This window comes from Bacteroidota bacterium (genome assembly GCA_018266835.1).
In the GTDB taxonomy this organism is placed as follows: domain Bacteria; phylum Bacteroidota; class Ignavibacteria; order Tepidaquicellales; family Tepidaquicellaceae; genus JAFDZO01.
In genome coordinates, this window is record JAFDZP010000002.1 from 750,480 (window position 1) to 764,555 (window position 14,076).

Genomic DNA, 14,076 nt, shown 5'->3' on the forward strand with positions numbered 1-14,076 from the left:
ATATTTATTTTTACTCTGAGAAAACTTTCTTAAAAAAACCTTTCTCAGATTTTTTCTTTCCATTCGGTTTAAAGTTTTCTGATTTTGCAAGTTCCCTTAAAATATCTTTTTCTTTACCTGATAGTTTTGTCGGTATATGTACATTCACTCTTACAAGCTGGTCGCCTCTTCTGTCTGAGTGCAGTCTCTGAATTCCTTTGCCGGACATTTTCAAAATACTTCCGGGCTGAGTGCCTGCATCTATTTTTAACTTAGCTTTTCCTTTTAATGTCGGCACAATAACATCTGCGCCTATTGCAGCATCTATTATACTCAGCTCGAGCTCGTAATAAATATCATCTTCTTCTCTTACAAAAATTGAATGTGCTTCTTCTTCAAGATGTATGAACAAATCACCTGCCGGACCGCCGCGCAAACCTGCATTGCCCTGTCCTTCAAGCGGAATATAATTTCCTTCGCTTACTCCCGATGGAATATTTACTTTTATTTCAGCTTCTGTTTTTACTCTTCCTTCACCGTGGCAATCTCCGCATCTTTCTTTAACTACTCTTCCTTCGCCGTTACAAACGTTACACATTGTTACATTTACAAATTGCCCGAATATCGAACGAGACACCTGTCTTACTTCACCTGTTCCGTTACAGTGAGTACACTTCGCATATCCACTCTCACCTTTTGCTCCCGAGCCTTTACATGTATCACAAGTTTTAAACTTTTTAACTTTAATTGTCTTTTCAACTCCGTCGGCAATTTCTTCAAGAGTAAGCTTAAGATTTATTTTTAAATCACTTCCTCTGCTTCCGCTGCCTTGTCTTCTTCTGCCCTGATTTCTTCCTCCGCCGAAAAATTCATCGAATATACTTCCACCGCCGCCGCCGCCGAATATATCACCGAAGTGCGAGAAGATATCGTTCATATCGGTGAAGCCTGAAAATCCTCCCGGACCTCCGCTTACTCCCTGATGCCCGAACTGGTCATATCTTTGTCTCTTTGTCGGATCTGATAAAACTTCGTATGCCTCGGCGCATTCCTTAAACATCTCCTCTGCTTCATGGTTTCCGGGATTTCTATCAGGATGATATTTCATCGCAAGCTTTCTATATGAGCTTTTTATTTCATCACCTGTTGCTGTTCGCTCAACCGATAATATTTCGTAGTAATCTCTTTTTGTCATTTTAAAAATTTTTGATTTCCTCAGTTAATCCTTTAATGTAATCACCATTAAGATATATCAAGAAATCAATTAACTAAATTTATTTTTATTTATGCGGATACTAAAACTTTTGCATGCTTTATAACTTTATCTTTAAGCATATATCCTTTTTCTACAACTTCAACTACTGTGTTTGGGGCGACTTCCTTCGGCACCTGCATTAATGCATCTGAAGTATTTACATCAAACGCTTTTCCCATCACATCAATTTCTTTCAGTCCTTCATTTTCAAGAACGTTTGAAAATTTCTGATACACAAGTTCAAGTCCCTGTTTCAAAGTGTCTAAATCTTTTGTCTCTCCTTTGTTTACGGAGTGCAATGACCTGTCCAGGTCATTATAAACAGGAATAAGTTCCTTAATAATTTTCTCTGCTGAATATTTTACGAACTCAGTTACTTCAGTGTCTTTTCTTTTTTTGTAATTTTCAAACTCAGCAACTTTTCTCAGGAGCAGATCTCGCAGCTCAGCGTTTTCCTGTTTCAGCTTTTCAATTTCGGTAAGTTCAACAGTTTCTTTTCCGTTTTCTGCTGCTGTTTCATTTACATTTTCTTCTGTGGTTTCTACAGGGTTATTTTCTTTTTTATTTTTATCTTTCATTATAGCTTTATAAATATTTCCTTTTTTAAAATTTTTAAACAAATTACATCACCATTTCCGTAATAAGTTTTGAAGTGTATTCAAGCAAAGTTATCATCTTTGCGTAGTTCATTCTCTTTGGTCCTATAACACCTATTTTTCCTTTTACATCTCCAAGCGAATAAGCAGTAGCTAATACGCTTAAGTCCTTCAGTTTATCATCCGCATTCTCATCACCGATTTTTATCGATACGTTCTGATTCAGCAAATCCGAGTTCTGAAAAATATGAACAACAAAATTTCTGTCTTCAGTCAGATTAATAATGCTCTTAACATTTTTCATATCGATAAATTCCGGCTGAGAAATTATCTCGCTTGTACCGCCTAAATAAATCTTCCCGCCCTTTTCCTCATCGTAAAACTTATCGATTGTATTTATGAAAAGCTGAATCAACTCGGGACTCTCTGACTTTAAATCACCAATCCTCTGTGAGAATGTTTCCTTAATCTCTTTCAATGTCAGTCCTGCAAGTCTTTCATTCAGTAAAGAAGAAATTCTATCAAGCTTTGATTTTAAAATTTCGGAGTCAAGTTCAAGGATGAGCGTCTTTACAATTCCTGAACGGATGTTCAGCACTGCAAGAATTTTTGTAGAAGATAAACTAACCAGCTCAAGCTTTGCAAATATTCCCGTAGTTAATAGCGGTTCGCTTACAACTGCAAGCATGTGCGAAATTTTTCCGAGAATTTTAGAAGTCTCCGAAAAAATCTCTTCGGGCTCGCTGACAGTATTTTTTAATTCGTTAATCTGATTTTTAATTGACCTTATCTCAGCATCCTGCAAAATTTCTTTTCCCATCAATGTATCAATATAGTATCTGTAAGCTTTATCGGTAGGGACTCTTCCCGCAGATGTGTGCGGAGTTCTGAGCAGTTCCATCTCTTCCAAGTCGCTCATAACATTTCTTATTGTTGCCGGCGAGAGATTCAAATCACTTTGCTTTGAAATATTACGCGAGCCAACAGGCACTGCATTGAAAATAAAATTCTCCACAACGCATCGTAATATTTCTTTTTCCCTGTCTGTTAAATTTGCTATCATAAATCGTTTACAAAAATAAGAAATTTGCCTTACAATATAAATGCCAAATAAAATTCAATTTTATATGAATTTAGTTTGGCACTCTGTTACTCCCAGTGATAAATATAACGTAAAATCTGAATAAAAGTTCAGCTTTTATTCAGTTTGGAAAGGTTCTTTATTGTTTTATCAATATCTTCATCGATAAAATGTCGGGCATTTCTGCGTGCTCTCTGCACTTCATTTTCACTAATTTCAGCATAAATCACATCCTCATCAAAAATTTTTGCAACTGTCAGAATATTTCCGGAAGGGTCTACAATTTCGCTGCCACCCCAGAAATTTACCCCGTCTTCAAATCCAACTCTGTTACAGAAAAGTAAATATGAAGAAAGAATTCTTGCATAAGTTTTATGGTGGTCAGAATTGATATCGTAATTTTTGAATTTATCTGTATCAACTGCAAGTCTTGTCGGCGAGCATGCAATTCCTATCAAAATTTTTGCCCCTGCCATTGCCATCGTGTAAGGAACTGACATGTGCCACAAATCTTCACAAACCATAACCCCGAGCTTTCCGAATTTGGATTCAATCGGAGTACATTCAGTCCCCATTGAAAAATATCTGTACTCTTCAAATATTCCGTAAGTCGGGGGATAAATTTTTCTGTGCACTCCTTTTATTTCTCCGTCTTCTAATAGAATTGCAGAATTATACACAGCAAAATTTTCTGCTTCTTCTACAAATCCGCAAATGATTGAAATCTTTTTGCTGAGCTTTAGTAAATCCTTCAGCTTGTCACTCTTGTAAGGATTGAATGCAATATCATAGTTAATATCCTTCAGCGAGTATCCCGTTAAAGATAGCTCCGGAAAAATAATCATATCCGCTTTTTCAGCGATTGCCTTATTGCAGCAATCGATGTGTCTCTCAATATTTTTATTTAAATCTCCGAGTACTGAATTTATTTGTGCTATGGCTGCTTTCATAATAAATCTATTTTCTGAATGGAAGAGAAAGTTTTAATCCGATGCTAAGCAAAGGGATTAATAAAAAATTATTATAATGCTTTTTAAAATAAGTAACACAGTCATCGTTCCAGATTCTCAGCATATTTTTCCTATCTCTATAAATACTTGCGCCTTTTAGATGAAATATTTTCGAGTCAGGATAAAAATAAATCTTATACCCCGCATCAACAATGCTTTTACAAAGGTCAACATCATTAAAGAACATTTTATATCTCTCATCAAATCCGTTTACTTTATCCATAACATTTTTTTTAATCATCAATGCTGCTGCCATCGGCTGCTCAACTTCATCAATCTCATTATGATTAAAATAATTCATCTTCCACCTTGCAAAAATCCTGCTCATTGGAAATAATCTAGAAAGCAGAATCAGCTCGCAAAACATATCCCAGTATCGGGGAAAAGTCCTGCATGAGGGCTGTATAGTCAAATCTTCGTTCAGCAGCTGCGGAGCAATCGCTCCCATTGTACCCGATGTTGCAAGCTGTTCAATTAATTTTATCAGAGAATTCTCTGTAACTTTCGTATCGGGATTTAGCAGTAAAATAAAATCTCCCTGCGCAATTTTTATTCCCTGATTATTCGCTAATGTAAATCCTTTGTTATTGTCGTTCAGAATTACTTTTATAAAATCCGTTTGAACTGCATAGTTCTTTAAAATATTTCTTGTCTTATCTTTAGAATCGTTATCAATAACGATTATCTCAATAGGAATATCGTTATTATATTTTATAATTGAATTTATGCACGCTTCAATTTCACTCTCTGCATTCCATGTTACAATAATAATCGAAAGTAAAATTCTATTTTCAGATTGTGCTTGCAATAGGCGGAAGTTTAGATATAAATTTTTTCAGGTCCTGATACTCATCTTCGGCAAGATTTTTTTGAAGAAATGCATTATCATCGCTCCAGAATTTTGCAGCTGTGCTGTTCTCACCCGCTGCAGAATATGCTAAAATTATTTCAGCAACTTTCTTATACAAAAGATACTCAGAGCTTTTTATCTTCTCCCCTTTATTAACCCTGTCTTTTACTTTATTATATTCATCAAGCGCTGCCGATGCCTTATCTAAAAAATACTTTTTAAACTCTTTATTACATTGGTTTAGCTTGCCGTCGTTGTATTTGAATATTTCCGATGTGTAATAAATTGCGGAGGACTCAGGCAAAATTCCGAAAAAAGAATCCGAAACAAGTATTTCTTTATTCCCGTCACTGTTCACATCTTTTACCTCAGGATTTCCTGTATCAAAGTACTTTACAAGGTTTACTTTATCTTTTTCATAATTAAAAACATACATCCCTCTGGAGTTCACAACGTCGTTCCCTCCCATATTCGTCTTTACAATTATCTGTTTCGATTTATCTTTTTCAAGATTCATAATCCAGTACTCATCTGAAAAATCCACAGTATCGGTTGAGATTTTTCTATACGAATTACTCACACTATCCTTTACAAAAACTTCCATCATGTCAAATTTATAAAACTGGTGCGCAGTCTTATTCAGCGTATCATTTGCAACACTGAATACAATGTATTCATCCTTTCCGTTATTATCTAAATCAGCTTCTTCTATTTTATAAACAACTCTTGGAGAAGCATACTGAACTTTAAAATTTTTGTCCTTCTCTCCTGTGCCTGCAGCAGAAAGAGTGCTGTTATTATTATTTGCCGGACTCTCCTGCTTTACTTCTTTCTTCGAACATCCCGCAAGTAATACCGCTCCACTTAAAATTAATATGTTGAAAATACTTTTCAATTATTTTTCCCCGTTTAGTTTTTTTATTGCATCGGATAAATTTTTCTTTATTCTTTCATCGGAAGTATTCTTTTTTATTTCTGTTAAAAAATCTATCATTGATTTGTCTTTCGATTCTCCCAGTAATGCAATCAATTCTGACTTCACAAATCTTGCATTGAAATCTATGTATTTCTTTGCAAGCGATTTCACATCTTCATCTTTTGCAAACGGTCTCAATCCCCTTAACACATCTGCTCTCAATCTGCTTGGTACACTAACTCCAAATCCTATCTCTTTAAAATATGCTTTTATTCTTTCATCACTCTTAACTTTATTTGCTGACTTCAATGCATCTGCAACTGAACCCATTACAACATTTCTGTGTGACTCTCTGTGCATAAACGGCTTAACATATCCGTATAAATCTCCCGGCTCAGCCAATTTTACCAAAGCATCTAAGCCATCTGAAACTATATAATCGTCTTTCTCATCTTTTATTTTTCTGAGCACAAACTTCAAAACTTTTTCATCTTTATAGTTACTGAGCGCTTTTAATATCTCTCTTTTTACTTTCGGATGTGTTTGTATATCATATCCTTTCATTAAAATATCAGCTACTGCAACTCTTTTTAATTTTCCGAGTGCGCTGGCAGCTTCATTTCTTACTCCGTAAAATTTATCATTGGTAAGAACATTGTACAATACATCGGTAATCATTCTGTCAAACGGCTTATCGGGTAATTCACGAATCGCCATAATTCTATCTATCGCATTTTCACTCTGTAAAATCTGATTATATATATCACCAACACTTCTGTCTATCTTTGATTTATCCAGAATATTATTTCCATAATCAAACTCAACAAAATCAGGAGCTGAATTAAAACTGATTTTAAACTGTTCTTCTCTCTGTGAAATATTTATCTTCTCAATTTTATTTTCATCTTCGCTTTTTATTCTTATATCCATCGGAGTTCTGAACACAGGCGTCAGCGAATCTTCCTTCTGTGTCTGCTTTACATTCAGAACAACTAATTTATTGGCTGCATCATATGAGTAATTCACATCGAACTCAGGCTGTCCCGCTTTCCATATCCACTGGTCAAACATCCATTTAAAATCGGATGGCGGCTGATCAAGATTCGGGTCGCTGTTCCATGTTTTATTTATTGCATTAACTAAATCCTGACTCTCTACATTTTTATACCCGTTATCAGTTAAAAAAGTTTTGAGTGAAGGAAAAAATTTATCTCCTAAAATATATCTGAATGTATTAATTATAACAGACCCTTTATCATATATGTTCGTGCCGACACTTCCGTAACCTGCCCATATAGGGTAACGTCCCGTTGTTGCATCAACACGCAGCGCATTATCGCCGTTGCGTAAAATCTGATAATCATACTCATCTCTTCCGTATTTAACTTCACTCCATAAAGCATCGCTGAACGTTGCAAAACTTTCATTAAGCCACATCTCGTTCCAGTTGCGGCAGGTTGTTAAATCTCCCCACCATTGATGTCCGAGCTCATGAGAAATTAATCCCTCAGCAGAATAATCTTTTTCAATCTCCGGCGAATAATATGCGCGTTCATTGAGTACAACTGCGCTTGTGTTTTCCATTCCTCCGTAAATAAAATCAGTAACAGTTATCTGCGAGAACTTTGCCCAGGGATACATCACTCCGTACTTCTCTGAAAATGCTTTCACCATCTCTTTTGTATTTCTGAATGAATACATTCCGTCCGCAAGTCTATCGGGATAAACATACGACTGTATCGGAATATCATTATAAGCGTCTTGTATAATATCGTAGTCGCCGACTCCAAGCATAATTAAATATGTTGAGTGCGGCTTATCCTGCACCCAGTGCGCAGTATATTTATCAGAGCCGGCCGGAGTTTGTGATTCAAGGTAACCGTTAGATAAAGTCTGAAGATTTAAATCAGTCGTTACATACATTTCACTTGTGCACTTATCATTGGGATAATCATAGATGGGAATCCAATACCTGTTATCTTCGCCTTCGCCCTGTGTCCATATTTGTTTTTTATAATTCGGAGTTAGCTCCTGCGGATAAACAAAATATAATCCGCTTTGCGGAACGCAATTATAATCTACAGTATAAATTATAGTATCACTTGGAGTATAAGATTTATCAAGTATAACAGTAATTTTTTTATCATCGTAATCGTACTTTAATCTGTTCCCGTTTCTATCGGTAATAAAATTTATTTTAAAAGCTACTGCATCCACTTCAAACTCGCTGAAGTTATCTGCAAGCGGTACAATTTTCGTTTCAACATTTCCGAGAATCATTTTTTTATCCCAGTCAATATTGATGTTCATTTTTATATGCTGCACGTCATAAGTTCTTACGCGTTCGGGTGCATTTTTTTCCTGCGCAAAACTTGTAGAGAAAATTAACATTAAAAAACAGATAATGAGGGTCTTCTTCATTAATTTATTGAGAGAGATGTTATTAAAAGTATTTTTAAAATCTTATATAGGAATATCCCGATTTTTCCAAATCAATTATTCTTGAGTATGCTCCGGTTTCCAGCATCACAACTCCCGGCAGCAGGTCTTTTGCAGTCCAGCCGTTATTAAGCATTGTTACTCCGCATATTTCAATACTCACTCCGTCATTTATTAATTGCGCCACCAATGTTTTATTCGGATTGCCACCTGACTTCTTAGTGTGTTTTGCGTAAGCTTCGTCATTCAGCAGCCAGTAACCCGCTGCTAAATGAACTACTACAGAAATCTGATAATCACCTTTCTTTAATCCTAACGTTTGATATTTAGCGTTGAGAAGAGAAGGATAATGCAGCCCGGCGCCGACACCATTTTCCCACACATCTGTATTAACTTCCCATACAGATGTAACATTTGTTTTATGGGTAATATCTTTTATCTCAGGATTCTGAGCTTTTACATTTGAAGAAATAAAAAACAAAACTGAGAATAAAACAAAAGAGAGAATTTTCATTTTACTGTTTTATATTTTTAATTTTTTTCTTTATGATTGTATCCTTTAAAAAATTTTTATCGTCTTTCTTAGGATAATCCAGCATGTAATGTAGCCCGCGCGATTCTTTTCTTTTCATAGCAGATTCAACAATTAATGCTGCGCATGTCACAAGATTTCTCAACTCAAGCAAGTCAACACTGACTTTTGTTTTTTTATAAAACTCCCTTATCTCATCCTTCATCATTAAAATTCTTCTGTATGCTCTTTTCAATCTGATTGTATTTCTAACAATCCCTACATAATCGCTCATTATCTCTTTAATTTCTTTTTTGTTATGAGAAATTAAAATCCATTCTTCTGCGTTCACAGTTCCTTTGTCATTCCAGTTCAGTATACTTTCATAAGATTTGGATAAATTATTTTTCTTAGTCTTATCAAAGTTCTTTTTGAAATGTTCGTTAATTGCATTGGAGAAAACAAGTGCTTCCAGTAAAGAATTCGATGCAAGCCTGTTTGCGCCGTGTACTCCCGTCATTGTAACTTCACCGCATGCAAAAAGATTTTCTATATTTGTCTTGCCTGATAAGTCAGTTTTAATTCCTCCGCATGAGTAATGCGCAGCGGGCACGACAGGTATCATTTCTTTTGTAGCATCCACACCAATTTTCAGACAATGCTTGTAAATATTCGGAAAGTGATTTAATATTTCTTTTTTATCAATGTGACGCATATCTAAAAAAACATTCGTATCTCCGCTCTTTTTTAACTCAGCATCAATTGCGCGGGCAACTATATCTCTGGGAGCAAGTGATTTCCGTTTATCATATTTATGCATAAACTCTTTGCCGTCGCGTGTTTTTAAAACTGCTCCTGCTCCTCTTACCGCTTCCGAAATTAAAAACACCTGAGAGTCACTTGTCTCTTTATTCTCGTATAATGCAGTTGGGTGAAACTGTACAAACTCCATATTTGCAATTGTGCAGCCGCCTCTGTATCCCATTGCATATCCGTCTCCGGTTGCGATTGCAGGATTTGTTGTATGCTGATACACCTGCCCCAATCCCCCTGAGCAAAGTATAGTATAAGATGAAACAATTTTCTCTACTTTATTGGAATTTATATTGTATGCATAAATACCATAGCAGATATTTTTTTCTTTGGAATTTTTATCTTTAAGATTTCGGGGAGTGAGCAAATCAATTGCGAAGTAGTACTCGTAAATTTTTATTTTAGGAATAAGAGAAATTTTATGAAGCAGCGCTCGCTCAATTTCTTTTCCGGTTAAATCTCTTGAATGAAGTATTCTGTTTCGAGAGTGACCGCCTTCTTTTCCGAGTGAAATATGCCCGTGATCTTTGCTGAAATTCACTCCCAGTTCAATTAGCTCTTTTATTCTCTGAGGTCCTTCTGTAACAATTTTTTCAACAGCTTTTATATTGCAAAGTCCGGCGCCGCAATCGAGCGTATCTTTTATGTGCAAATCAAATGTATCGTCATCGGCAAAAACAGTTGCAATGCCGCCCTGTGCGTAGTTAGTATTCGACTCTGCTTTTTGCTTCTTGGTAATAATAGTGACCCTACCAAGCTCCGATAATTTTATCGCAAGTGATAGTCCCGCAATACCGCTTCCTACTATAAGAAAATCTGTTTTCAAAAAATCATTTTTATTTTACAAAAGGAACACTGATTAAAATGATGGTTGTAATTGCACAGATATTCCGTGCAATGTCCTACAAACAAATACACTTATAAATTTAAAGTTATTATCTGTGACATCATAGTAATCATAAAAATCTGTGTTTTAAAAGTAATACATTCTTTACTTTTTAAAAGTGATAAAATAAAAAACCCTGAAATCTCTTAAAAAGAAATCAGGGCTTTACAATAATTATATGATGCGAAATTTATTGTTCAAGAACTTTTGCAGGAAACCATCCGCTTGAAAGTGATGTCACAAAAAATTTATCTATCTTTATTCTGCATGGAGCAACAGGTGTGTATGTTTTAAACCATGGCATCTTTTCCAAAAGCATATTTCTTACTTTATCGTCATCTTCATTCGGAAGCATTTCAATTGTTCCTTTACCCTGAAGAAAATCCTGCATTGCATCGTTTTTGCTTATAGATATTGCAATATTTTTATTAAGAAAAATATTTCTGTAAGATTTTCCTGCTGTTTCCAGAAAGCAATAAATTGTCAGTCCGTCGCTTGCGAAATATGCGCCGAGTATCCACGGTGAATACTCTCCGCCTGTGGATGCAATTGAAATTGCGTCGTTAGCTTTGAAGATTTCTAAAATCTTTTCTTTAATTTGGTCAGGGGTTACTGGTTGTTCCATTATTGAATTTTGTTTTTGAGTTTTTTACAAGGGTTATAAGATTACAATACTTCTTTGATTTTTTTAATTGCTGCCTGTATATTTTCAGTTGAATTTGCATAGGAGAATCTCAGATAGCCCTCACCGAATGCGCCGAAAGCCGTACCTGATAAACATGCAACACCTGCATTATATAATAAGTGGTCGCAGAGCTTGCGTGAATCATATCCTGTCTTTGTAATGTTCGGGAATGCATAGAATGCGCCGTCAGGAACTACACATGAAAATCCGGGAATTGAATTCAATCCGTCAACTATCACATCACGTCTCTTTAAAAATTCTGCCTTCATGTGATCTACTGCATCCTGAGGACCTGTATATGCTTCAATACATGCCTTCTGCACCATGTAGTTTGTGCATGAGTTGCTGTTAGTCATTAGTTTTGAAAATAATTCAGCCAGATCTTTTCTCATTACTCCGTAGCCTGCTCTCCATCCCGTCATCGCATATGTCTTTGAAAATCCTTCAAGTATAATTGTACGCTCAAGCATTCCCGGAATTTGTGTAATGCTGAAATGTTCACCGGTAAAAATTAATCTTGAATAAATTTCATCACTAAGAATCATGATGTCCGTATCTTTCACAACGTCGGCAATTTTTCTGATTGTGTCTTCAGTTAATATACCGCCTGTAGGATTTTGCGGAGTATTAATTATAATTAACTTTGTCTTCGGTGTGATTAATTTTTTCAGGTCCTCAACATCGAAAGAAAAATTCTTTGACTCTTCTAATTTAAGCGGAACAGCTTTACCGCCTACAAAATTTATCATGGATTCATAAATCGGAAATCCGGGATTTGGATAAATAACTTCGTCACCTTCATTTACAAGAGCAAGCATTGCATAGAACATTACAGGTTTAGCTCCCGGCATCATTACAACTTCATCGGCATCTCTTTGCACACCGCGTGTGCGTGTGATGTAATCAGCTATGACCTGTCTTAGTTCTACAATTCCGTTTGAAGGAGTATAACCGTGGTCACCTGCTTTAATGGATTTAATTGCGGCATCACATATATTCTGGGGAGTAGGAAAATCGGGCTGGCCGATTTCCAGATGGATAATTTTTTTGCCTTCGGCTTCAAGTTTTTTTGCTTTCGCTAAAACTTCGAATGCTGTTTCTGTCCCAAGCCTGGACATTCTGTCTGCTAATCTAATGTTCATTTAATTTCAAATTTTAAATTTCAGATTTCAAATGTTGTTAATTAAGATTTATTTCTTAGTGTTTTTAAAGTTGAAACAAAAATTGCTATGAGCTCTTTTGTTTCACCTATTAATTCGACTAACTTTTCTTTTTTAAGTAATTCACTTTCTTCAATTAATTCCAACCAATATAAACATTCATCTATTTCTTCTAAAACAATATTAAGTTTCGATATGAATTCAGCTTTTGATCTTCCTCGACAAGCAGAGCGATAATTAGCACCGACCGATGTTGCAGAACGTAAAATTTGATTTCCTATTATATTACCAATTTTAGACCCAGGAAGATTATCAACCAATTTAATAATTCTTAATGCATACTTCTTGGTTCTGATTTTAATTCTTCCTGATTCAAAATTTAATATGAGTTTTTCACATTTGAAATTTGAAATCTAAAATTTGAAATTAATTACTCTCCTAAATATGCCTTTCTAACTTCTTCATTTTTCGCAAGTTCATCGGCTTTACCTTCTAAAATTATTTCACCTGTTTCAAGAACGTATCCATAGTTTGCAATTGATAAAGCTAAGTTTGCGTTCTGCTCAACTAATAAAATTGTAATTCCGGTTGAGTGGTTCAGCGCAACTATTTTTTCAAAAATTGTTTTTACTAATAAAGGTGCAATACCTAACGACGGTTCATCAAGCAATAACACTTTCGGCTTTGACATAAGCGCTCTTGATATTGCAAGCATTTGCTGCTCGCCGCCGCTTAGCGTTCCGCCTAACTGTTTTATTCTTTCTTTTAATCTCGGGAAGAATGAGAACACAAACTCTAAATCATCTTTAATCCCCTGCTTGTCTTTTCTTGTGTATGCGCCCATTAAAAGATTTTCTTCAACTGTTAAGTTGGAAAAAATTAATCTTCCTTCTGGTGACTGGCATATTCCCATCTTCACAATTTTTTCAGGATGAAGATTTGTGATGTTCTCATTGTTATATGTTATCGAACCGCCTGCAACTTTTATTATTCCTGAAATTGCTCTAAGCGTAGAAGTTTTTCCTGCGCCGTTTGAGCCAATCAATGTTACAATTGAGCCTTCAGGTACTTTCAAACTTATGCCGCGGATAGCTTTTATCGCTCCGTAATGTATTTGCAAATCTTTAATCTCAAGCATGGTGCGTATCTCCTAAATATGCTAATATAACCTTCTCGTCATTTCGGATTGCTTCAGGCAGACCGTCTGCAATTTTCTTTCCGTACTCAAGCACAAAAATTCTTTCGCATACACCCATCACAACTTTCATATCGTGTTCAATAAGTAAAATAGAAATATGGAATAAATCTTTTATTTTTTTAATGAGGTTCATTAAATCCACTTTCTCAGTGGGATTCATACCTGCAGCGGGTTCATCAAGCAATAATAATCTTGGAGATGTTGCAAGCGCTCTCACGATTTCAAGTTTTCTCTGGTCACCATATGGAAGTGAAACTGCATATTCATCTTTCATGCTGAGCAGGTCAAACATTTCGAGCAGCTCATCAATTTTTTTATCGATTTCTTTTTCTTCTCTTGAAAATTTTCCTAACTGAAGAATAGATGTAAAATATTTTGACTTAATATTTTTTATAAATGAAACTCTTACGTTATCTTTTACCGATAATGATTTAAACAATCTTATATTCTGAAAAGTCCTGCTGATACCTTTTTCTGATACTTCGTATGGTTTGTATGGGACAATCGATTCGTTATTAAATACAATATCGCCTTCAGTCGGGTCATACACTCCGGTAATCATATTGAACACCGTCGTCTTCCCTGCTCCGTTAGGTCCAATCATTCCGACAAGCTCGTTATCTTCCACTGTCGTTGATACTTTATCAACGCAGGTAAGACCGCCGAAGCGCATTGTTATATTATTTAATTTTAATAA

General features: G+C 35.5%; 14 protein-coding genes. All 14 read right to left on the reverse strand.

Features of this window, described 5'->3' with window-relative positions; translation table 11 throughout:
• Positions 1-10: 10 nt before the first annotated feature.
• Positions 11-1,174: a molecular chaperone DnaJ gene (gene dnaJ / locus JST55_05080; GenBank protein MBS1492856.1), complete on the reverse strand. Its 1,164-nt coding sequence runs from the start codon at positions 1,172-1,174 to the stop codon at positions 11-13.
• 89 nt (positions 1,175-1,263) lie between these two features.
• Positions 1,264-1,812, reverse strand: coding sequence for a nucleotide exchange factor GrpE (locus tag JST55_05085; protein MBS1492857.1), 549 nt, complete (start codon positions 1,810-1,812; stop codon positions 1,264-1,266).
• A gap of 43 nt (positions 1,813-1,855) precedes the next feature.
• Positions 1,856-2,893 (reverse strand): heat-inducible transcription repressor HrcA, encoded by a 1,038-nt coding sequence (hrcA, locus tag JST55_05090; protein MBS1492858.1) that lies wholly within the window; start codon positions 2,891-2,893, stop codon positions 1,856-1,858.
• A 128-nt stretch (positions 2,894-3,021) separates the two neighbouring features.
• Positions 3,022-3,861 carry an acyltransferase gene (locus JST55_05095; protein MBS1492859.1) on the reverse strand — a complete coding sequence of 280 codons (840 nt, stop codon included), beginning with the start codon at positions 3,859-3,861 and terminating at the stop codon, positions 3,022-3,024.
• Positions 3,862-3,868: 7 nt separating this feature from the next.
• The gene (locus JST55_05100; GenBank protein ID MBS1492860.1) at positions 3,869-4,729 is read right to left on the reverse strand and encodes a glycosyltransferase family 2 protein; all 861 of its coding nucleotides are present in this window, start codon (positions 4,727-4,729) and stop codon (positions 3,869-3,871) included.
• On the reverse strand, positions 4,713-5,666 hold the full coding sequence (locus tag JST55_05105; GenBank protein ID MBS1492861.1) for a hypothetical protein: 954 nt from the start codon (positions 5,664-5,666) through the stop codon (positions 4,713-4,715). Before JST55_05105 ends, JST55_05100 begins: the two co-directional genes overlap by 17 nt.
• A complete protein-coding gene (locus JST55_05110) occupies positions 5,667-8,108 on the reverse strand; it encodes a M1 family metallopeptidase (protein MBS1492862.1) in 2,442 nt (813 codons plus the stop codon).
• A gap of 34 nt (positions 8,109-8,142) precedes the next feature.
• Positions 8,143-8,640, reverse strand: a complete 498-nt coding sequence (locus JST55_05115; GenBank protein ID MBS1492863.1) for a DsrE family protein — start codon at positions 8,638-8,640, stop codon at positions 8,143-8,145.
• A gap of 1 nt (position 8,641) precedes the next feature.
• The gene (gene nadB, locus JST55_05120) at positions 8,642-10,276 is read right to left on the reverse strand and encodes an L-aspartate oxidase (protein ID MBS1492864.1); all 1,635 of its coding nucleotides are present in this window, start codon (positions 10,274-10,276) and stop codon (positions 8,642-8,644) included.
• A 250-nt stretch (positions 10,277-10,526) separates the two neighbouring features.
• Complete coding sequence (locus tag JST55_05125; protein MBS1492865.1) at positions 10,527-10,961, reverse strand: hypothetical protein; 435 nt, start codon at positions 10,959-10,961, stop codon at positions 10,527-10,529.
• Between the two features lie 41 nt (positions 10,962-11,002).
• Positions 11,003-12,163 carry a pyridoxal phosphate-dependent aminotransferase gene (locus JST55_05130; GenBank protein ID MBS1492866.1) on the reverse strand — a complete coding sequence of 387 codons (1,161 nt, stop codon included), beginning with the start codon at positions 12,161-12,163 and terminating at the stop codon, positions 11,003-11,005.
• A 41-nt stretch (positions 12,164-12,204) separates the two neighbouring features.
• Positions 12,205-12,543, reverse strand: coding sequence for a four helix bundle protein (locus tag JST55_05135; GenBank protein MBS1492867.1), 339 nt, complete (start codon positions 12,541-12,543; stop codon positions 12,205-12,207).
• Between the two features lie 68 nt (positions 12,544-12,611).
• Complete coding sequence (locus JST55_05140) at positions 12,612-13,319, reverse strand: ABC transporter ATP-binding protein (protein ID MBS1492868.1); 708 nt, start codon at positions 13,317-13,319, stop codon at positions 12,612-12,614.
• Positions 13,312-14,052 (reverse strand): ABC transporter ATP-binding protein, encoded by a 741-nt coding sequence (locus JST55_05145; GenBank protein MBS1492869.1) that lies wholly within the window; start codon positions 14,050-14,052, stop codon positions 13,312-13,314. Before JST55_05145 ends, JST55_05140 begins: the two co-directional genes overlap by 8 nt.
• Between the last annotated feature and the right edge of the window lie 24 nt (positions 14,053-14,076).